This is a genomic window from Pseudomonas sp. JV241A (assembly GCF_900275665.1).
In the GTDB taxonomy this organism is placed as follows: Bacteria; Pseudomonadota; Gammaproteobacteria; order Pseudomonadales; family Pseudomonadaceae; genus Aquipseudomonas; species Aquipseudomonas wadenswilerensis.
On record NZ_OPYO01000033.1, the window covers coordinates 86,840 to 105,598 of the forward strand.

Annotated in this window: 18 protein-coding genes; 17 read left to right on the top strand and 1 reads right to left on the bottom strand. The window is 65.2% G+C overall.

Features of this window, described 5'->3' with window-relative positions:
* Window positions 1-85 precede the first annotated feature (85 nt).
* The 14 genes from cbiE (at window position 86) to cycA (ending at window position 13,933) form a co-directional block, all read left to right on the top strand.
* The gene (gene cbiE, locus JV241A_RS22090; protein ID WP_134064469.1) at window positions 86-1,297 is read left to right on the top strand and encodes a precorrin-6y C5,15-methyltransferase (decarboxylating) subunit CbiE; all 1,212 of its coding nucleotides are present in this window, start codon (window positions 86-88) and stop codon (window positions 1,295-1,297) included.
* On the top strand, window positions 1,290-2,387 hold the full coding sequence (locus JV241A_RS22095) for a cobalt-precorrin-5B (C(1))-methyltransferase (RefSeq protein ID WP_115088991.1): 1,098 nt from the start codon (window positions 1,290-1,292) through the stop codon (window positions 2,385-2,387). The genes cbiE and JV241A_RS22095 overlap by 8 nt, the downstream gene beginning before the upstream one ends.
* Window positions 2,384-3,097 (top strand): cobalt-precorrin-6A reductase, encoded by a 714-nt coding sequence (locus JV241A_RS22100; protein ID WP_134064471.1) that lies wholly within the window; start codon window positions 2,384-2,386, stop codon window positions 3,095-3,097. The genes JV241A_RS22095 and JV241A_RS22100 overlap by 4 nt, the downstream gene beginning before the upstream one ends.
* 140 nt (window positions 3,098-3,237) lie before the next feature.
* On the top strand, window positions 3,238-3,675 hold the full coding sequence (locus JV241A_RS22105) for an NfeD family protein (RefSeq protein WP_115088995.1): 438 nt from the start codon (window positions 3,238-3,240) through the stop codon (window positions 3,673-3,675).
* A 25-nt stretch (window positions 3,676-3,700) separates the two neighbouring features.
* On the top strand, window positions 3,701-4,558 hold the full coding sequence (locus tag JV241A_RS22110; RefSeq protein ID WP_115088997.1) for an SPFH domain-containing protein: 858 nt from the start codon (window positions 3,701-3,703) through the stop codon (window positions 4,556-4,558).
* A gap of 96 nt (window positions 4,559-4,654) precedes the next feature.
* Window positions 4,655-5,047: a DUF2946 domain-containing protein gene (locus JV241A_RS22115; protein ID WP_115088999.1), complete on the top strand. Its 393-nt coding sequence runs from the start codon at window positions 4,655-4,657 to the stop codon at window positions 5,045-5,047.
* Window positions 5,048-5,094: 47 nt separating this feature from the next.
* On the top strand, window positions 5,095-5,565 hold the full coding sequence (locus tag JV241A_RS22120; protein ID WP_134064473.1) for a copper chaperone PCu(A)C: 471 nt from the start codon (window positions 5,095-5,097) through the stop codon (window positions 5,563-5,565).
* Between the two features lie 22 nt (window positions 5,566-5,587).
* Complete coding sequence (locus JV241A_RS22125; protein WP_115089002.1) at window positions 5,588-6,010, top strand: DUF2946 domain-containing protein; 423 nt, start codon at window positions 5,588-5,590, stop codon at window positions 6,008-6,010.
* Window positions 6,011-6,088: 78 nt separating this feature from the next.
* Complete coding sequence (locus tag JV241A_RS22130; RefSeq protein ID WP_115089004.1) at window positions 6,089-8,155, top strand: TonB-dependent copper receptor; 2,067 nt, start codon at window positions 6,089-6,091, stop codon at window positions 8,153-8,155.
* Window positions 8,156-8,211: 56 nt separating this feature from the next.
* Window positions 8,212-9,579 (top strand): PepSY domain-containing protein, encoded by a 1,368-nt coding sequence (locus JV241A_RS22135; RefSeq protein WP_134064475.1) that lies wholly within the window; start codon window positions 8,212-8,214, stop codon window positions 9,577-9,579.
* Between the two features lie 61 nt (window positions 9,580-9,640).
* On the top strand, window positions 9,641-10,429 hold the full coding sequence (locus tag JV241A_RS22140) for an ABC transporter ATP-binding protein (RefSeq protein ID WP_115089007.1): 789 nt from the start codon (window positions 9,641-9,643) through the stop codon (window positions 10,427-10,429).
* Entirely contained in the window at window positions 10,426-11,376 is a 951-nt protein-coding gene (locus JV241A_RS22145; RefSeq protein ID WP_115089010.1) for an ABC transporter substrate-binding protein, read from the top strand. Before JV241A_RS22140 ends, JV241A_RS22145 begins: the two co-directional genes overlap by 4 nt.
* Window positions 11,373-12,395 carry an iron ABC transporter permease gene (locus tag JV241A_RS22150; protein ID WP_115089013.1) on the top strand — a complete coding sequence of 341 codons (1,023 nt, stop codon included), beginning with the start codon at window positions 11,373-11,375 and terminating at the stop codon, window positions 12,393-12,395. Before JV241A_RS22145 ends, JV241A_RS22150 begins: the two co-directional genes overlap by 4 nt.
* Window positions 12,396-12,505: 110 nt before the next feature.
* Complete coding sequence (gene cycA / locus JV241A_RS22155) at window positions 12,506-13,933, top strand: D-serine/D-alanine/glycine transporter (RefSeq protein WP_134064477.1); 1,428 nt, start codon at window positions 12,506-12,508, stop codon at window positions 13,931-13,933.
* Here cycA and JV241A_RS22160 read toward each other — a convergent pair whose 3' ends face one another.
* On the bottom strand, window positions 13,934-14,509 hold the full coding sequence (locus tag JV241A_RS22160) for a hypothetical protein (RefSeq protein ID WP_233673523.1): 576 nt from the start codon (window positions 14,507-14,509) through the stop codon (window positions 13,934-13,936).
* Between the two features lie 245 nt (window positions 14,510-14,754).
* Here JV241A_RS22160 and urtA point away from each other — a divergent pair, with 245 nt between their 5' ends.
* From urtA to urtC, 3 genes are all read left to right on the top strand, one after another.
* Window positions 14,755-16,020, top strand: coding sequence for an urea ABC transporter substrate-binding protein (gene urtA, locus JV241A_RS22165; RefSeq protein WP_134064479.1), 1,266 nt, complete (start codon window positions 14,755-14,757; stop codon window positions 16,018-16,020).
* Window positions 16,021-16,164: 144 nt separating this feature from the next.
* Window positions 16,165-17,664, top strand: coding sequence for an urea ABC transporter permease subunit UrtB (gene urtB / locus JV241A_RS22170; protein WP_134064481.1), 1,500 nt, complete (start codon window positions 16,165-16,167; stop codon window positions 17,662-17,664).
* Window positions 17,664-18,743, top strand: coding sequence for an urea ABC transporter permease subunit UrtC (gene urtC, locus JV241A_RS22175; protein WP_134064483.1), 1,080 nt, complete (start codon window positions 17,664-17,666; stop codon window positions 18,741-18,743). The genes urtB and urtC overlap by 1 nt, the downstream gene beginning before the upstream one ends.
* Window positions 18,744-18,759 lie beyond the last annotated feature (16 nt).

The window sequence follows — 18,759 nt, forward strand, 5'->3', positions numbered from 1 at the left end:
CAGTGTAGAAGGCGCGGTATTATGCCTGCTTTGTCCGAAGGCATGAAAAGCCTGCCGGTCGGATTGCGTTGAATTGAGGAAATCCATGTCGCCCTGGCTGACAGTAGTAGGTATCGGTGAAGACGGTTTCAGTGGCCTGGGCAAGCATGCCCGGCGCACGCTACTGGGCGCCTCACGGGTGTTTGGCGGCCAGCGCCAGCTGGATCTGCTACCGCATTGCATCACTGGCGAACGCCTGCTCTGGCCCAGCCCTTTTTCCCTGGCGCCGGTACTGGCCCTGCGTGGCGAAGCGGTATGCGTACTGGCCAGCGGCGACCCGATGTTCTATGGCGTGGGGGCCAGCCTGGCCCGGCAGCTCGATGTCAGTGAGATGAGCGTGCTGCCGATGCCCTCCTCTTGCGCCCTGGCCGCCGCCCGCCTTGGCTGGCCGTTGCAGGAGGTGCTGACGCTTTCTGTGGTGGCCCGGCCAATCGCTGCGTTGAACGCCCATCTGTACAGCGGCGTGCGCCTGTTGGTGCTGAGCAACGATGGCTACAGCCCGGCAGCCATCGCCGCATTGCTACATGAACGCGGCTTCGGGCCGAGCCGGCTGCAGGTCTTCGAGCACCTTGGCGGCAGCGCCGAACGTCGTCTCGAGGGCACTGCCGAGCACTGGCCGCACACGCAGATTGCCGACTTGAACCTGATCGCCATCGAGTGCCTGGCCGCGCCCGATGCGCCGCGTCTGTCGCCCCTGGCCGGTCTGCCGGACAGCGCCTTCAAGCACGACGGCCAGCTGACCAAGCGCGATGTGCGTGCCATTACCCTGGCGCGCCTGGCGCCGCGACCGGGTGAACTGCTCTGGGATGTCGGCGCCGGCAGCGGCTCGATCGGCATCGAGTGGATGCGTGCCCACCCCAGTTGCCGGGCGCTGGCCATCGAGTCCGATGAGGGCCGCCAGCAGTTGATCGAACACAACCGCGATGCCCTCGGCGTGCCTGGCCTGCAGTTGATCCGCGGCCGTGCGCCGATGGCCCTGCAGGGCCTGGAGCGCCCTGATGCGATCTTCATCGGCGGCGGCGTAACCCGCGAAGGCGTGCTGCAGCATTGCTGGGAGCAACTGCGCCCGGGTGGGCGCCTGGTGGCCAATGCCGTGACCCTGCAAAGCGAGCTGGCCCTGGTCAACTGGCGCGAGCAGCATGGCGGCGAGCTGAGCCGTATCCATATCGCCCAGGCGCAGCCCCTGGGCGAGTTCGACACCTGGCGCCAGGCCCTGCCGATCACCCTGCTAGAAGCGGTCAAGCCTGTCGATGCGTGACGAAACCCGGGAACAACCCGCCCCGCTGCGCAGCGGTCTGACCACCGGCAGTTGCGCCACCGCCACCAGCCTCGCAGCGGCCCGCCTGCTGCTTGCGGGCCAAGGCGATGACGCCGTGCACATCACCCTGCCCAAGGGCAAGGTGGTGCAGATGCGTCTGGAGTTCTGCCGCCTGCTGGAGAATGGCGCCGAGGCCGGCACCCTCAAGGATGCCGGCGATGACCCGGACGTTACCCACGGCGCCCTGCTCTACAGCCAGGTGCGCTTGCAGGCAGAGCCCGGCGTGCGCTTCGTTGCCGGCAAGGGTGTCGGTACGGTGACCCGCCCCGGGCTGGTACTGGCGGTCGGCGAGCCGGCAATCAACCCGGTACCACGGCGGATGATGACCGAGCACCTGCAGCGCCTGGCTGCCGAACACGCCTACGGCGGCGGTTTCGAGGTCACGGTGAACGTCCAGGACGGTGAAAGCCTGGCGCTGAAAACCATGAACCCGCGCCTGGGCATTCTTGGCGGCCTGTCGATCCTCGGCACCAGCGGCATCGTCCGGCCGTTTTCCTGCTCGGCCTACATCGCCTCGATCCACCAGGGCATCGACGTGGCGAAGACCAACGGCTACCAGCACATCGCCGCCTGCACCGGCAACGCCAGCGAAGACACCATGCGCCGGGTCTACAACCTGCCGGAAATCGCCTTGATCGAAATGGGCGATTTTGTCGGCGCGGTGCTCAAGCACCTGCGCAAGGTGCCTGTGGATAAACTCAGCCTGTGCGGCGGCTTCGGCAAGATCAGCAAACTGGCCGCCGGACACATGGACCTGCACAGCCGTCATTCGAGCATCGACCTGCCGCAATTGGCCGAATGGGCCGCGGCCATTGGTGCCGATGACGCCTTGCAAGACTCGATTCGCCAGGCCAACACCAGCCAGCAGGCCCTGGCCCTGGCCAGCGCCGCCGGGATTGCCCTGGGCGATGCCGTCTGCGCCCACGCCCTGGCCTTTGCCCGCAGCGTCGTGCCGGCGCAGGTGCAGGTGGAGGTGTTTGCCATTGATCGCCAGGGTGGCATCGTTGGCCATGCGGGGGGCTTTGCATGAAGCGCATCCTGTTGCTCGGCGGCGTTACCGAGGCGCTGGCCATTGCCCGCACCCTGGGCCCGCAGCACGTCTACAGCCTGGCCGGGATCGGCCGGGTGCCCACTGACCTGGACTGCCAGGTACGGGTGGGAGGGTTTGGTGGCGCCGAGGGTCTGGCCGCTTACCTGCGCGCGCAAAACATCGAACTGCTGATCGACGCCACCCACCCCTATGCCGCGCAGATCAGCGCCAATGCCGCCCGCGCCGCGCAGCTCACCGGCGTGCCGTGCTGGGCTTTGCGCCGCCCGGCCTGGCAAGCCCAGGCTGGGGATGACTGGCGCGAGGTGGCCGACTGGGCCGAGCTGATCGACGCGCTGCGCCCGTTCCAACGCCCGCTGTTTACCCTCGGCCGTGAGCCGCTGCAGCATCTGCACGAGATTCCCGCCCATCAGTTCTGGACCTTGCGCGCCCTTGAGGCCTGCCCGGGCAATGAGCGCTGCGAAGTGATCGGCGCCCGCGGGCCGTTTCACCTGGACGACGAACGCGCGCTGTTCGAGCGCCGGCAGATCGATGTGCTGATCAGCAAGAACAGTGGCAGCGGGGCGACCGAGCCCAAACTTGAAATCGCCAGGCAATGGCGAGTGCCGGTGTTGGTCCTCAAGCGACCAGAGCTGCCGCAAGTCGACAGGGAATTCTTCAGTCCTTCAAAGCTGCTGGCAGACCTGCCTTGATGGATTTATTTGCACCACAACCTGTGGGCGCATAGCCATACAAACCAGATTTTAAGAAATTTCTTACTGGGTTGATTTGCCCCGTCCCCACCCCTCTGCCTTACACTACACCCCTCCTCCCCCCGGAAGACTTCACCCATATGGAAATGCAATGGTGGATCTGGCTGGTATTCGGTTTCGGCCTCGTAGTGCTCGAACTGGTCCTGCCAACCTTCTTCATCCTCTGGTTCGGCATCGGTGCCGTGCTGGTTTCGCTCATTGCCTTTTTGGCGCCAAGTCTGCAACTCGACATGCAGGTGCTGCTCTGGGTGGTGTTCTCGTCGATTACCACGCTGCTGTGGTTCAAGGTGTTTCGCAAGAAACAGCCCGACACCCGCTGGACCGCCGACAGCGTAATCGGCGAGGTCGGCCTGCTCACCGCCACGGTCTCTGAATTCCAGAAAGGCCGCGTGCGCTTCCAGAAACCCGTCCTGGGCAACGAGGAGTGGATCTGCGTTGCCGATGCCGAAATCCCCTCGGGCGAGCGCGTGCGCATCACCGCCATCGAAGGCAATACCGCCCGGGTTACCCGGGCCTGATCAGCAAAAAAGGAAGCTTTGACTCATGACCAGCCTTATCGTCGTCGGGACTATCGCCGCGTTCGTCCTCATCACCCTGTTCAAGGGGGTGCGCATCGTGCCTCAGGGCGAGGAGTGGATCGTCGAGCGCCTGGGCCGCTACCACAGCACCCTCAAGCCGGGCCTGAACCTGCTGATCCCGTACATGGACGTGGTTGCCTACCGCCTGCCGACCAAGGACATCATCCTCGACGTGCAGCAGCAGGAAATCATCACCCGCGACAATGCAGTGATCGTCGCCAACGCCCTGTGCTTCGCCAAGGTCGTCGACCCGCAGAAGGCCGCCTACGGTGTGCAGGACTTCTCCTTCGCAGTGACCAGCCTGACCATGACCTCGCTGCGCGCCATCGTCGGCGCCATGGACCTGGACGAAGCGCTGTCGAGCCGCGAACAGATCAAGGCGCGCCTGCGCGAAGCCATGTCCGAGCAGACCGAAGACTGGGGCGTGACCGTGCGCTCGGTAGAGATCCAGGACATCAAGCCGTCGCAGAACATGCAGGCCGCCATGGAGCGCCAGGCTGCCGCCGAACGCGAGCGTAAAGCCGACGTGACCCGTGCCGAAGGCGCCAAGCAGGCGGCCATCCTCGAAGCCGAAGCGCGCCAGCAGGCAGCCAAGCTCGACGCCGAGGCGCAGATCAACCTCGCCGAAGCCTCGGCGCGTTCGATCACCCTGGTCAAGGACGCGGTCGGTACCGAGATCACCCCGGCCATGTACCTGCTTGGCGAGCGCTATATCGGCGCCATGGAGAGCCTTGCCAGCAGCGACAACGCCAAGGTCGTGGTGCTGCCCGCCGACCTCCAGGAAACCGTGCGCGGGCTGATGGGCCGCAACAAGCAGGCCTGATGCGAACCGGGAGTGCGGCACTTCACCGCACCCCCGGTAATTTTTCCTATACTGGGCGCTACAATAGCCACCTCTGATTCCTGACCGGATCTTTCCATGTCCCCATATCGGCCCGCCATCGCCTGGATCGCCTGCTTCGCAGTGCTGTTCAATCTGCTGGCCATGCCGTTGGCGTCCGCAGCTCCCAAGGGGCCGGCCGAACAACTGCTGTGGGGCGCCTTCTGTTCGAGTGTCGGCGGCAAGGCCAAGGCTGAAATCATCGCCCTGGGCAAGATCGACCTCGGCCAGCAAGGCGATGATCACTCCAACATGCAGCACTGCTGGTGCTGCTCTGGTGCTGCGCCATTGCTGGCGCTTCCCGGGCATACCCCGCAGCTGAGCAAACCGCTGGCCCTGTCGATCGGGCTCGAACCGCTGCTGACGGCCTATCAACCCACGCCACGCCAACAGTGGCCGGCCCTCAACCCCCGCGCCTCCCCTCTGGTCTGAGTTCACTACGCTAACTGCTGCGAACCTGACTCGACTGGAGAATCACCATGTTCAAGAACGCCCTGCTGCTGGCCGCGCTGATGCTGCCGGCGACCTTTGCCACTGCCCATGAATACACCGTCGGCGAGCTGCACATCGCGCACCCGTGGTCGCAGGAACTGCCACCGAACGCGCCCAACGTCGCGGCCTATTTCGTCGTGCATAACAACGGCAAGACTGCCGACACCCTGCTCAGCGTCGACAGCCCGATCAGCGACGACGCCCAGTTGCACGAGCATGTGCACAAAGATGGCCTGATGAAAATGCAGCAGGTCCAAAGTGTCGAAGTACCAGCGGACGGTGAGCTGAAGTTCGCCCCCGGCGCCCACCATGTGATGCTGATGCAGCCCAAGGACCGCAGCCTGCTGGCTGACGGCAAGCGCTTCCCGCTGACCCTGCACTTCAAGAACGCCGGTGACATCACCGTCGAGGTCGCGGTGCAAAAAAATGCACCCGAGGAAGCCGCCCACAGCCACTGAGTGCTGAAGAAAGCTGCCCGGCGTGACTAGCGCCCGCAGCAGGTTCACCCGCCCCGCGCGTCCTGAGTCCAGGACGGTTCGCGGCAGCTGGCTGAGCCTGTTCGCCATGTTGATGATCTTTATCGGCCCACTGGTTTCCCAGTCGATGCCGATGGATCACCGTGCCATGCCAGCCGGCATGAGCATGGCCATGGACAGCGCCGCCGATTGCCATGCCGACAGCCATCACGGCAGCAGCCCGTCGCTAAAGGTAATCTGGGAGAAGTGCGGCTATTGCAGCCTGTTCTTCCATTGCCCGGCATTACCCCAGGCGCTGAGCCTGCTCAACACTGAAGCCGTCCCCGCCAACAGCCAACTGCTCGTTCACCCGCGCCAGGGGCATGCCCGGCAGACGGTATTCCCCGGCGCCCGCAGCCGCGCGCCACCCGCCTTCATCGTCGTCTGAACCCACTACCCGCGCCCGAAGTCCGGTATCTGCCGTCGACTGCGCGCACCCTTACGACTGATCGATGTTGGAATCATTATGTCCGGCTGCACCGCTGTTTTTCGTCTGTCCCTGCAAGGGACCATCGCCGTGATTTGCGGCACCCTGCTCAGCCCCCTGGTCCTGGCCGCCAGCCAGGGCCATGACGAGCACCTGCATGAGCATAACGAGCTGAGCCCGACGGTGATCACCGCCGTCGCCCCCAGCTCGCCGCTGACCATCGTCACCAACCCCAAGGACCCACGCCAGCCGGTACCGGCCAGTGATGGCGCCGATTACCTGAAGACCATCCCCGGCTTCTCGGCGATTCGCGCCGGCGGCACCAATGGCGACCCGGTACTGCGCGGCATGTTCGGCTCACGCCTGAACATCCTCACCAACGGCGGCGTGATGCTCGGCGCCTGCCCCAACCGCATGGACGCCCCCACCTCGTACATCTCGCCGGAAACCTATGACCGCCTGACCGTGATCAAGGGTCCGCAAAGCGTGATCTGGGGCCCGGGCGCCTCGGCCGGGACCATCCTCTTCGATCGCGAGCCGGAGAAATTCGGCGAGCTTGGCAGCCGGGTCAATGCCAGCCTGCTGGGCGGCTCCAACGGCCGCTTCGACAAGGTGCTGGATGCCGCAGCGGGCAACCGCTACGGCTATGCGCGCTTCGTCGGCAACCAGTCGCGCTCCGACGACTATGAAGACGGCAATGGCGACACCGTGCCGTCGCGCTGGGACAAGTGGAACGGCGACGTGGCCCTGGGCTGGACCCCGGACGCCGATACCCTGGTGGAACTGACCGCCGGCAAGGGCGACGGCGAGGCCCGCTATGCCGGCCGTGGCATGGACGGTTCGCAGTTCAAGCGCGAAAGCCTTGGCCTGCGCTTCGAGAAGTCCAACATCGGCGAGGTCTTCGACAAGCTCGAAGCCCAGGTCTACTACAACTACGCCGACCACGTGATGGACAACTACAGCCTGCGCACGCCCTCGGGCATGGGCATGATGGGCATGCCCATGGTCAGCAACGTCGACCGTCGCACCCTCGGCGGGCGGATCAAGGGCACCTGGCGCTGGGATGACCTGCAACTGATCAGCGGCATCGACGCGCAAACCAACGAGCACCGCCAGCGCGGCGGCATGGGCGTCGATGCACACAAGCACATGGCCTGGACCAAGGACGCCGACTTCCACAACTACGGGGTGTTCGGCGAACTGACCTGGTACGCCGCCGAACAGGACCGGCTGATCACCGGCGCCCGCCTGGACCGCGCCTCGGCCAAGGACTATCGGGCCACCAGCGCCACCCGCGGCGACACCCGCGCCGATACCTTGCCCAGCGGTTTTATCCGCTACGAGCATGACCTGGTGGATATCCCCGCCACCACCTACGTCGGCCTCGGCCACGCCCAGCGCTTCCCCGACTACTGGGAGCTGTTCTCGCCCAAATCCGGCCCGGCCGGCTCAGTCAACGCCTTCGACAGCATCAAGCCGGAGAAAACCACCCAGCTCGACTTCGGCATCCAGTACCAGACCGATACCGTCGACGCCTGGGCGTCGGGCTATGTCGGGCAGATCCGCGACTACATCCTCTTCGACTACCGGCCGGGGATGATGGGCATGCCCAGCTCGCAAGCGCAGAACATCGACGCGCGGATCATGGGCGGCGAACTGGGCGCGGCGTACAAGTTGACCAGCAACTGGAAAGCTGACGCCACCCTGGCCTACGCTTGGGGCAAGAACAGCAGCGACGGCAAGGCACTGCCGCAGATGCCACCGCTGGAAAGCCGCCTGGGTCTGACCTACAGCCGTGATGTGTGGAGCGCTGGCGCCTTGTGGCGCCTGGTGGCGGCGCAGAACCGCATCGCCGAGAACTCCGGCAACGTAGTGGGCAAGGACTACGAAAAAAGCGGCGGTTTCGGCGTGTTCTCGCTCAACGGCGCCTACAAGGTCAGCAACAACCTCAAGCTCAGTGCCGGGGTCGACAACCTGTTCGACAAGGCTTACGCCGAACACCTGAACCTGGCGGGCAACGCCGGCTTCGGCTACCCGGCCACCGACCCGCAGCCGATCAACGAACCAGGGCGTACGTTCTGGACCAAGGTCGACCTGAGTTTCTGATCCAACCCGGGTGCGATCACTGATCGCGCCCTACCCAGGCAACACGGGAGCGCTCCATGGGCAAACCGCAAGTATCCTTCTACAACCTGGCCTGGCGCTGGCACTTTTACGCAGGGTTGTTCGTCGCGCCGTTCATGATCCTGCTGGCGATCACCGGGATCATCTACCTGTTCAAGCCGCAGCTCGACCCGCTGCTGTACCGCGACTTGATGGTGGTCGAGGCCGGGCATCACCGGCAAAACGCCGACAGCCTGCTGCAACAGGTGCAACAGGCCTACCCCAAAGGTCAGGTCAGCCAGTACCTGCCGGCGTTGGCCAATGACCGCAGTGCGCAGTTCGTGGTGCACAACGATGGCCGTGAATTAAACGTGTTCGTCGACCCCTACAGCGGCAAGCTGCTCGGCGCGCAGGACGCGCAGAACAACCTGCAGGCCGTCGCCCGCGCCCTGCATGGCGAACTGATGATCGGCACCACCGGCGATCGCCTGGTGGAGCTGGCTGCCGGCTGGGGCGTGGTGCTGGTGGTCTCCGGCCTGTACCTCTGGTGGCCGCGTGGCAAACGTACGGGCGGCGTGCTGTGGCCGCGCCGGAGCGCGCGCGGGCGCCTGCTGTGGCGCGACCTGCATGCGGTCACCGGCTTCTGGGGCTCGGCCCTGCTGCTGTTGATGCTGCTCAGCGGCATGACCTGGACCGGCTTCTGGGGCAAGCAATACGCTGACCTGTGGAACCGCTTTCCGGCGGCGATGTGGAACGACGTACCGCAATCCGACCAGCAAGCCCGGGCGCTGAACAACGCCAGCCGCCAGACCGTGCCCTGGGCCATGGAAAACACACCGATGCCGCAATCCGGGGCCCACGCCGAGCATGCCGGCCACAGCATGGGCTCCGGCGCAGCGCCAGCACCGCAGGTCAGCCTGCAACAGATCGAAGAGTTGGCCAACACCCGCCGCGTCGAACCTGGCTACAGCATCACCCTGCCGACCAGCGCCGAAGGCGTGTACACCATCGCCGTGTTCGCCGATGACCCGCGCAACGACGCCACCCTGCATGTCGACCAGTACACCGGCAAGGTCCTGGTGGATGTGCGCTGGCAGGATTACAACAATGTCGCCCGCGCCACCGAGCTCGGGGTGATGCTGCACGAGGGCAAGATGTTCGGTCCGCTGAACCAGATTGTTGTCCTGCTGATCTGCCTGATGATTCTGCTCGGCTCGGTCAGCGGCCTGGTGATGTGGTGGAAGCGCCGTCCCGAAGGCGGCCTCGGCGTGCCGCCACTGCGTCATGACCTGCCGCGCTGGAAGACCGCGACAGTAATCATGCTGATCCTGGGTGCGGCATTCCCGCTGGTGGGTGGCTCGATGCTGCTGGTGTGGTTGGTTGATCGTTATGCACAACCGCTGGCCCGGACAAATCCGCTAACATGAGCGCCCGTTTTCGATACGGGCCTGTTTTCGGCGTCATCGCCCGCAGGCCCGCAGGACCTTGATGAGCACCCTGAGTATCAGCGACCTGCACTGGTCGCCCCTGGGCCACGGCCACTGCCACCACCAGTTCCAGCTGCGCGACGTTGAGCTGCAGGTCGGTGCCGGCGAATTCGTCGGTCTGATCGGCCCCAACGGCAGCGGCAAAACCAGCCTGCTGCGCTGCGCCTACCGCTTCAACAAACCGGAGCGCGGCCGGGTGCGCCTGGGCGAGCATGACCTGTGGCAGCAGTCGTCGCGCTGGTGCGCCCAGCGCATCGCCGTGGTGCTGCAGGAGTTTCCCGATGCCTTCGGCCTGAATGTTGAGGAAGTGGTCGCCATGGGCCGCATCCCGCACAAAAGCCTGTTCGACGGCGACAGCCACGAGGATCGCCAGTTGGTGCAACAGGCCTTGCAGGCAGTCGGCCTGCAGGGCTTTGACGACCACACTTTCGCCAGCCTGTCCGGCGGCGAGAAGCAGCGGGTGATCCTCGCCCGCGCCCTGGTCCAGCAACCCCAGGTGCTGATCCTCGATGAGCCGACCAACCACCTCGACCCGCGCTATCAGCTGGAACTGCTGCAGCAGGTGCGCCGCCTGGGCATCGGTACCCTGGCGAGCATCCATGACCTGAACCTGGCCGCGGCCTTCTGTGATCGCCTGTACGTGCTCGACCACGGGCGCATCGTCGCCAGCGGCACGCCTGATCAGGTGCTGACCGCTGAATTGCTGCACGAGGTTTTCGGCGTACAAGCGCTGATCGACCGCCACCCTCTGGCTGACCACCCTCGCCTTACCTGGATAACCCAGCGATGATTCGATCCATCCTGTTGCTCGGCCTGGCCTTGCTGCTGGCCAGCCCCGGCGCTTTCGCCGAGGCCACCCAATACCCGTTGACGGTGCAGAGCTGCAACCGCCAGGTGACCTTCACCAAGGCCCCGGAGCATGCCCTGAGCCACGACATCAACATGACCCAGATGATGCTCGCCCTCGGCCTGCGCTCGCGCATGGTCGGCTACAGCGGCGTCAGCGGCTGGAAGGCGGTGACCCCGCAGTTGCGCAAGCAACTCGCCGGCCTGCCGGAACTGGCGGCCAAGTACCCGTCGGTGGAAACCCTGCTCAACGCCAATGTCGACTTCCTCTTCGCCGGCTGGGATTACGGCATGCGCGTCGGCGGCGACCTGACGCCACAGAGCCTGGCGCCGCTGGGCATCCCGGTGTACGAGTTGACCGAATCCTGCGCCTTTGTCATGAAGCGCCCGGCAGCCAGCCTGGACGACACCTATACCGACCTGCGCAACCTCGGCAGGATCTTCGACGTGCAGGACCGCGCCGAACAGTTGGTCGGCCAGATGCAGGAGCGCGTCGCCGTGGTGCAACAGCACTTGCCGGCACAACGTCCACGTGTGTTCCTCTACGACAGCGGCGAAGACCGGGCCATGACCTCCGGGCGCCTGGGCATGCCCGAAGCGCTGATCGCCGCTGCGGGCGGGCGCAATGTACTTGACGACATCGAGGCCAGCTGGACCCGGGTCAACTGGGAGAGCGTGGTCGAGCGCAACCCCGAGGTGATCGTCATCGTCGACTATGGCGAAGTCAGCGCCGCGCAGAAGCAGGCGTTCCTCGAACAACACCCGGCACTGCAATCGGTGGCTGCGATCCGCAACAAGCGCTTCGTGGTCATCCCTTACGTAGCAGCCACGCCAAGCCTTGAGAACGTCGAAGCCATCGAGACCATCGCCGCGAGCCTGCACGGCGCATGAGGTCCGCAAGCTCCCGTCATCGGCTGTTGCTGCTTGGGCTGTTCGGCCTGCTGCTGGTGTCCTGCGTGGTCTCCCTGGGCTTCGGTTCGGCGCCGGTGCCGGTCGAGGTGGTCTGGCGCGTGTTGCTGTTCAAGGTGTTCGGCATTACGCCCGACACCCCTGCATGGAGCACCGGCCAGGAGCATATCGTCTGGCTGATTCGGGTGCCGCGCATGCTCCTGGCGGCACTGGTCGGCGGCGGTCTGGCAATGATCGGCGCGGTACTGCAGGCAGTGACACGCAACCCACTGGCCGACCCGCACCTGCTCGGCGTCACCTCCGGGGCGACCCTGGGGGCAGTGCTGGTGGTGCTGCATATCGGCGAGCTGCTCGGGGTGCTGACCTTGCCCCTGGCAGCCTTTATCGGCGCGCTGTGCAGCATGCTGCTGGTGCTGGCCATCGCCAGCCGCCACGGCCGCCTGGACAGCGACCGCCTGCTGCTGTGCGGCGTGGCGGTGGCCTTTGTGATGATGGCGGCGGCCAACCTGCTGCTGTTTCTCGGTGATCACCGGGCAAGCTCGGCGGTGATGTTCTGGATGCTCGGCGGCCTGGGCCTGGCGCGCTGGGAGCTGCTGCCGATCCCGGCCATCAGCGTGTTGCTGGGCCTGGCCTTGCTGCTGGGCATGGCCCGCTCGCTGAACGCGTTGATGGCCGGCGAGCAGACCGCCGTGACCCTTGGCCTGAATGCACGCAAGGTGCGCCTGCTGGCGTTTCTGATCTGTTCGTTGCTGACCGGCGTGCTGGTGGCGATCAGCGGCTCGATCGGCTTTGTCGGCCTGATGGTGCCGCACATCGCCCGGCGCCTGGTCGGTGCCGAGCACAGCCGCCTGCTGCCGGTGTGCCTGCTGCTGGGCAGCCTGTTCCTGATCTGGGTCGACGTTGCCGCGCGCACGCTGATTTCGCCCGAGGACCTGCCCATCGGCATCGCCACCGCGGCCATTGGCGGCTTGTTCTTTATCGGCCTGATGCGCCGACGTTGATCACGGTCAACACCGCCCGCGCCTTGAGACGTATTGTCGCGCTAGCGCCAGGAAGGCGCGTGTTAGCCTAGCGGCGCACAACAAGACCGACCTCAACGGAATGCCTGCCTATGACCGCGAACCTGCCCCCGCAACACCCCGCACCCACTGACCATGACCACCTGCAACGCAGCCTGTCCAACCGCCACATCCAGCTGATCGCCATCGGTGGCGCCATCGGCACCGGGCTGTTCATGGGTTCGGGCAAGACCATCAGCCTGGCCGGTCCGTCGATCATCTTTGTCTACATGATCATCGGCTTCATGCTGTTCTTCGTCATGCGTGCCATGGGCGAACTGCTGCTGTCGAACCTCAACTACAAGTCGTTCATCGATTTCTCTGCCGACCTGCTCGGCCCCTGGGCCGGCTACTTCACCGGCTGGACCTACTGGTTCTGCTGGATCATCACCGGCATCGCCGACGTCATCGCGATCTCGGCCTATTCGCAGTTCTGGTTCCCCGACCTGCCGCAGTGGGCGCCGGCGATTGCCTGTGTCGGCCTGCTGCTGTCGCTGAACCTGATCACGGTGAAGATGTTCGGCGAGATCGAGTTCTGGTTCGCCATGATCAAGATCATCGCCATCGTCGCCCTGGTCGGCACCGGCCTGTACATGGTCATGGCCGGCTTCCAGTCGCCCGCCGGGCGCACCGCCGACCTTGCCAACCTGTGGAACGACCAGGGCATGTTCCCCCATGGCCTGATGGGCTTTTTTGCCGGCTTCCAGATTGCCGTGTTCGCCTTCGTCGGCATCGAACTGGTGGGCACCACCGCTGCCGAAGCGAAGAACCCGGAGCGCAACCTGCCGCGGGCAATCAACTCGATCCCGATCCGCATCATCGTCTTCTACGTGCTGGCGCTGATCACCATCATGGCGGTGACACCGTGGCGTGACGTGGTGCCGGGCAAGAGCCCGTTCGTGGAACTGTTCGTGCTTGCCGGCCTGCCGGCGGCGGCCAGCATCATCAACTTCGTGGTGCTGACCTCGGCGGCCTCGTCGGCCAACAGCGGCGTGTTCTCCACCAGCCGCATGCTCTTCGGCCTGGCCCAGCAGGGTGATGCGCCCAAGCGTTTCGAGCAGCTGTCCAAGCGCAGCGTGCCGGCCAGCGGCCTGCTGTTCTCGTGCACCTGCCTGCTGGCCGGGGCGCTGCTGATGTACGTGATTCCGGATCTGGTCGAAGCCTTCACCCTGGTGACCACGGTGTCGGCGATCCTGTTCATGTTCGTCTGGTCGCTGATCTTGCTGTCGTACCTGAACTACCGCAAACAGCGCGCCGCGCTGCACCAGGCCTCGAAGTACAAGATGCCCGGCGGGCGTTTGATGTGCTGGGTGTGCCTGGCGTTCTTCGCCTTCATCCTGGTGCTGCTGAGCCTTGAGCACGATACCCGCCAGGCGCTGATTGTCACGCCTTTGTGGTTCGTGCTGCTGACCGTCACTTACCAGTTCGTGCGGCGCAATCGTCAAGCCCAGCTTGAAAGCGTCAGCTCCCGCCAGGGCTGATCAACCCTCGCTGGCCTTGAGCAGTTCGGCCAGCACCGCGTCGGCCTCCTCGCGCTGGGCCGGCGTCGGTGCCTTGGCGAACTGGCTGCGGCCGTTGAGGGTCAGGTAGGCGTTATCGCCGTCGCCCCAGATGTACGAATAGACCAGCATGAAGCTGTCGGAGTCGGCGGCGCAGTACGGCGCGACGCTGCGCAGTGGCGCCAGTAGCGAGATCATCTCGCCGTAGTTCTCGCTGAACTGCAACAGGGCGAAGCGCCAGGCGCCCGCCTTCTCGTCGTACTCGGAGTACGTGCCCCAGCCACTGACACCGACCAGCTCGCTCAGGTTTCGCGCTACCAGCGGCCGCAGGTCTTCACTCCTGACCTTGCCCGGGCCATACATCCCCTGGCTGTCGAACCATTGCTGCCAATCGTCGAAGGCTGGCGCACCACCCGGCGGCGCGGCCTTGACCTCGGCGTACTGGGCAGCGGTCATGGTGCAACGAAAATACAGCGAGGACGGCTCGCTGGCCTGCACCTGCCCCATTGCGGCCCACACGCCGGCCATCATCATCCCTGCACACGCGAGCTTGCTCACTGTCGTCGTCCCTGAACTGCTTTCGAAGGCGGCGATGATACCTGCACGAACCAAAGCTGTGCAGACCCGTTTGCCGCGCACCGGCCACAGCGCCATCACGGTGCAAGCCTGCTTGCCAGCAGCCGCGATTCATCGTGCAAACCGCGCCCCAGAGCGCCTCGCACCACTCGGCACAGCCCTTGCTAACGCTCTTGGCGAAGTCGCCATCTGCCCAACAGAACATCCGATTCCATGGAGAGAGCACTATGAAGCGTCGCAGTCTGATCAAGGCCTTTACCCTCAGCGCGTCCATCGCGGCGATGGGCCTGAGCTGGAGCATCCAGGCCGCCGAGACCATCAAGGTCGGTATCCTGCATTCGCTGTCGGGGACCATGGCGATTTCCGAGACCTCGCTCAAGGACATGGCCCTGATGACCATCGAACAGATCAATGCCAAGGGCGGGGTCAACGGCAAGCTGCTGGAGCCGGTGGTGGTCGACCCCGCATCGAACTGGCCGCTGTTCGCCGAGAAGGGCCGCCAGCTGCTGACCCAGGACAAGGTCGCGGTGGTGTTCGGCTGCTGGACCTCGGTGTCGCGCAAGTCGGTACTGCCGGTGTTCGAAGAGCTCAACGGCCTGCTGTTCTACCCGGTGCAGTATGAGGGCGAAGAGATGTCGCCGAACGTCTTCTACACCGGTGCCGCGCCCAACCAGCAGGCGATCCCGGCAGTGGAATACCTGATGAGCGAAGACGGCGGCGCCGCCAAGCGCTACTTCCTGCTGGGTACCGACTACGTCTACCCGCGCACCACCAACAAGATCCTGCGCGCCTTCCTGCACAGCAAGGGCGTGGCCGACAAGGACATCGAAGAGGTCTACACGCCGTTTGGCCACAGCGATTACCAGACCATCGTCGCCAACATCAAGAAGTTCTCCGCCGGCGGCAAGACCGCGGTCATCTCCACGGTCAACGGCGACTCCAACGTGCCGTTCTACAAGGAGCTGGCCAACCAGGGCCTGAAAGCCACCGACGTGCCGGTGGTGGCCTTCTCGGTAGGCGAGGAGGAACTGCGCGGCATCGACACCACGCCGCTGGTGGGGCACCTGGCGGCGTGGAACTACTTCGAATCGGTGGATAACCCGGTCAACAGCCAGTTCGTCGCCGACTGGAAGGCCTACGCCAAGGCCAAGAACCTGCCGGGCGCCGACAAGGCGGTGACCAACGACCCGATGGAAGCCACCTACGTCGGCATCCACATGTGGGCCCAGGCGGCGGAGAAGGCCAAGTCCACCGATGTCGACAAAGTCCGCGCGGCCCTGGCCGGGCAGACCTTCAAGGCGCCGTCCGGCTACACCCTGACCATGGACAAGACCAATCACCACTTGCACAAGCCGGTGATGATCGGCGAGATCCAGGATGACGGGCAGTTCAATGTGGTCTGGGAAACCGAACAACCGCTGCGCGCACAGCCGTGGAGCCCGTTCATTCCGGGCAACGACAAGCGGCCGGATTATGCGGTGAAGGGCAACTGAGTTGTCGGGGCCGCTTTGCGGCCCATCGCTGGCAAGCCAGCTCCCACAAGGACCGCGCATACCCACAGACACTGCAATGCCTGTGGGAGCTGGCTTGCCAGCGATGAGGCCCTGAGACATTCCACAACCGCGACGGATCCCGCTATGCCCAAGGCCCTCCAGCGCCTCTTCCTCGGCTTGCTCCTGCTCTTGCCGCTAGCCGCCCAGGCAGCCGACGCCGACTACTTCATCGCCGCCAAGGCCAATGAGCAGGCGCGCCTGCTCCAGGACTGGGCGGCGCAACCGGACCCGGCCCGCCTTGAACTGCTGAGTTCCCTGCAACAAGGCCGCATTGCCCCCGACGACACCCGCAAGCTGCGCCTGAACAACCGCCTGCGCGGACTTGTGGATAACGCCCTGGCCAGCCATCAGTTGCTCAGTGCCGATGCCGAGGTGCGCCTGGCTGCTGCCCAGCAACTGCAAAAAAGCGCCCAGCCGGCACAGGTCGCCTTCCTCGACCGGCGCTTCGCCAGCGAAGCCGACGCCGCCGTGCATGCCGCCCTCGGCCTGGCACTGGCCAACCTGCAACTGGTCGACAGCGATCCGGCCGTACGCCTGGCTGCGGTGCGCCTGCTCGGCGAAACCGGCGACCCCATGGCCCGCACGCGTCTGCAAGCCCTGCTCGAACCCGGTGTCGAAAGCAACGCCGGCGTGCGCACCGCCGCCGAAACCAGCCTGGCCCAGGTCAAACGCAAGCTGCTGTTCGGCGAGCTGCTCGGCCAGGCCTTCAGCGGCCTGTCGCTGGGTTCGATCCTGTTGCTTGCCGCCCTGGGCCTGGCCATCACTTTCGGCCTGCTCGGAGTGATCAACATGGCCCACGGCGAGATGCTCATGCTCGGCGCCTATGCCACTTACGTGGTGCAGATCCTGGTGCAACGCTACGCGCCCGGGGCCATCGAGTTCTACCCGCTGATCGCCCTGCCGGTGGCCTTCGCCGTCAGCGCCGGGGTCGGCATGCTCCTGGAGCGCACGGTGATCCGCCACCTGTACGGCCGCCCACTGGAAACCCTGCTGGCCACCTGGGGTATCAGCCTGATCCTGATCCAGGCCATCCGCCTGCTGTTCGGCGCACAGAACGTCGAAGTGGCCAACCCGGCCTGGCTCTCCGGTGGCCTCCAGGTGCTGCCCAACCTGGTGCTGCCCTACAGCCGCCTGGTGATCATCGCCTTCGCCCTGTTCGTGGTGCTGCTGACCTGGTTGCTGCTCAACCGCACGCGCCTGGGCCTGAACGTGCGTGCAGTCACCCAGAACCGCAACATGGCCGCCTGCTGCGGCGTGCCTACCGGGCGGGTGGACATGCTTGCCTTTGGCCTCGGCTCCGGTATCGCCGGGCTCGGTGGCGTGGCCCTGAGCCAGATCGGCAACGTCGGCCCGGACCTGGGCCAGAGCTACATCATCGACTCGTTCCTGGTGGTGGTGCTTGGCGGCGTCGGCCAGCTGGCCGGCAGCCTCTGGGCGGCCTTTGGCCTCGGCATCGCCAACAAGCTGCTGGAGCCGCAGATCGGTGCGGTGCTCGGCAAGATCCTCATCCTTGCGCTGATCATTCTGTTCATCCAGAAACGCCCGCAAGGCCTCTTCGCGCTCAAGGGACGGGTAATCGACTGATGAACCAGCCTCTGCTTGTTACCGCCAGCCAGAAGGCCGGCCCGCGCTGGACCCTGGCCATCGGCGCCGTGGTGCTGCTGGTGCTGCTGGCCTTGCCATTGCTGTCGCTGCTGCCGGCCGGGCACAGCCTGCAGGTCTCGGCCTACACCCTGACCCTGGTCGGCAAGATCCTCTGCTACGCCATCGTCGCCCTGGCCCTGGACCTGGTCTGGGGCTATGCCGGGCTGCTATCGCTGGGCCATGGCCTGTTCTTCGCCCTCGGCGGCTATGCCATGGGCATGTACCTGATGCGCGAAGCGTCTGGTGATGGCCTGCCAGCATTCATGACCTTCCTGTCGTGGAGCGAGCTGCCCTGGTACTGGGCCGGCACCCAGCACTTTGCCTGGGCCCTGTGCCTGGTGGTGCTGGCGCCGGGGCTGCTGGCGCTGGTGTTCGGCTTCTTTGCCTTCCGCTCGCGGATCAAGGGCGTGTACTTCTCGATCATGACCCAGGCCCTGACTTTCGCCGGCATGCTGCTGTTCTTTCGCAACGAGACCGGCTTTGGCGGCAACAACGGTTTCACCCATTTTCGCAGCATCCTCGGCTTTGAAATCACCGCGCAAAGCACCCGTGCGGTGCTGTTCCTGCTCACCGTCGCCTTGCTGGTAGCCAGCCTGTACCTGGGCTGGCGCCTGGCCCGGAGCAAGTTTGGACGGGTGCTGACTGCCCTGCGCGATGCCGAGAACCGTCTGATGTTCTGCGGCTACGACCCGCGCGGTTTCAAGTTGTTCGTCTGGGTCTTGAGCGCGGTGCTGTGCGGTCTGGCCGGGGCCTTGTACGTGCCGCAGGTGGGCATCATCAACCCCAGCGAAATGTCGCCGACCAACTCCATCGAAGCCGCAGTGTGGGTCGCTCTCGGCGGGCGCGGCACGCTGATCGGGCCGCTGCTGGGCGCCGGCCTGGTCAACGGCATGAAGAGCTGGTTCACCGTGGCCTTTCCCGAATACTGGCTGTTCTGCCTCGGTGCGCTGTTCATCCTGGTGACCCTGTACCTGCCACGGGGCGTGGTCGGTCTGCTGAAGAAAAGGGGCGAACAATGAGAGCCATCCCGCTACC

Bases quoted from the DNA above. Each gene is read 5' to 3' on its own strand.
- cbiE (WP_134064469.1), top strand. From the start codon at position 86: ATGTCGCCCTGGCTGACAGTAGTAGGTATCGGTGAAGACGGTTTCAGT.
- JV241A_RS22095 (WP_115088991.1), top strand. From the start codon at position 1,290: ATGCGTGACGAAACCCGGGAACAACCCGCCCCGCTGCGCAGCGGTCTG.
- JV241A_RS22100 (WP_134064471.1), top strand. From the start codon at position 2,384: ATGAAGCGCATCCTGTTGCTCGGCGGCGTTACCGAGGCGCTGGCCATT.
- JV241A_RS22105 (WP_115088995.1), top strand. From the start codon at position 3,238: ATGGAAATGCAATGGTGGATCTGGCTGGTATTCGGTTTCGGCCTCGTA.
- JV241A_RS22110 (WP_115088997.1), top strand. From the start codon at position 3,701: ATGACCAGCCTTATCGTCGTCGGGACTATCGCCGCGTTCGTCCTCATC.
- JV241A_RS22115 (WP_115088999.1), top strand. From the start codon at position 4,655: ATGTCCCCATATCGGCCCGCCATCGCCTGGATCGCCTGCTTCGCAGTG.
- JV241A_RS22120 (WP_134064473.1), top strand. From the start codon at position 5,095: ATGTTCAAGAACGCCCTGCTGCTGGCCGCGCTGATGCTGCCGGCGACC.
- JV241A_RS22130 (WP_115089004.1), top strand. From the start codon at position 6,089: ATGTCCGGCTGCACCGCTGTTTTTCGTCTGTCCCTGCAAGGGACCATC.
- JV241A_RS22135 (WP_134064475.1), top strand. From the start codon at position 8,212: ATGGGCAAACCGCAAGTATCCTTCTACAACCTGGCCTGGCGCTGGCAC.
- JV241A_RS22140 (WP_115089007.1), top strand. From the start codon at position 9,641: ATGAGCACCCTGAGTATCAGCGACCTGCACTGGTCGCCCCTGGGCCAC.
- JV241A_RS22145 (WP_115089010.1), top strand. From the start codon at position 10,426: ATGATTCGATCCATCCTGTTGCTCGGCCTGGCCTTGCTGCTGGCCAGC.
- JV241A_RS22150 (WP_115089013.1), top strand. From the start codon at position 11,373: ATGAGGTCCGCAAGCTCCCGTCATCGGCTGTTGCTGCTTGGGCTGTTC.
- cycA (WP_134064477.1), top strand. From the start codon at position 12,506: ATGACCGCGAACCTGCCCCCGCAACACCCCGCACCCACTGACCATGAC.
- urtA (WP_134064479.1), top strand. From the start codon at position 14,755: ATGAAGCGTCGCAGTCTGATCAAGGCCTTTACCCTCAGCGCGTCCATC.
- urtB (WP_134064481.1), top strand. From the start codon at position 16,165: ATGCCCAAGGCCCTCCAGCGCCTCTTCCTCGGCTTGCTCCTGCTCTTG.
- urtC (WP_134064483.1), top strand. From the start codon at position 17,664: ATGAACCAGCCTCTGCTTGTTACCGCCAGCCAGAAGGCCGGCCCGCGC.